This window comes from Psychrobacter sp. TWP2-1-2 (assembly GCF_049896785.1).
GTDB lineage: Bacteria > Pseudomonadota > Gammaproteobacteria > Pseudomonadales > Moraxellaceae > Psychrobacter.
In genome coordinates this window covers 1-700 of the sequence record NZ_JAFCVA010000048.1, presented here as the reverse complement: position 1 = coordinate 700, position 700 = coordinate 1, and the positions used below count along the sequence as shown (strand labels likewise).

Sequence of the window (700 nt, the reverse complement as noted above, 5' to 3'; positions counted from 1 at the left end):
AGGGTTTTGCCGGAAATGCAATGCGAGAGAATAAGGTTTATTTTCTATAGTGAAGTCATCAAAGGAGGAGCAAGATTGGATGACCGACTGACGGATGGCATCAAGTTCAAGTATGTCAACAGAAGCAACGTTCACCTCACTATTATCACTGTATGATATTTCTAGTCCATGAGTGGCAGCAATAGGTAACTTTATAGGAGACAGCATCTGTCTTGCTTCTTTAAGGCTGCGGCCGGTCACGGCTGCAATTTTCACCCCGTGGCTTTGTATGTTTTGTAAAAGCGTTAAAGTGGACGTTGGGATGATGCTATCTTTAGGGTGCAGCGTAAATTCAGCGAGCGTGCCATCTATATCTAAAAACACGCAGTACTCTTGCTGATTGCATAAATAATCAGAAAAGTTTTTTGGGCAGATATATAAAGGTTGCCTGTTTATACCGAGGCTTCTTCCTGAAGTCACTTCTATTCCTTTTTAGCAAAGCACCATACTTTAAATATCTTGTTCTAAATTTGAGACTCCGTGCTTGTTTAGAGTGGACGCAATATTTTTTGGGGCTATATAGATAGCCAGTCTTACCTAATTGGATCTTATAACAAGTCTGCCATAAACATAAAGACACTTGAGGGTAAGAGTGTTCAATTTGATACGAGTTCTGTAACTGATCAAATACTGCCCCCGTTACTCAACCTTCATTAGTCAA

The 700-nt window shown here is 40.3% G+C and carries 1 protein-coding gene; it reads right to left on the bottom strand.

The features are described from left to right. The coding region (locus ACP7AE_RS14175) for a trehalose-phosphatase (RefSeq protein ID WP_426243865.1) at positions 1-459 on the bottom strand (459 nt) is incomplete at its 3' end. Positions 460-700 lie beyond the last annotated feature (241 nt).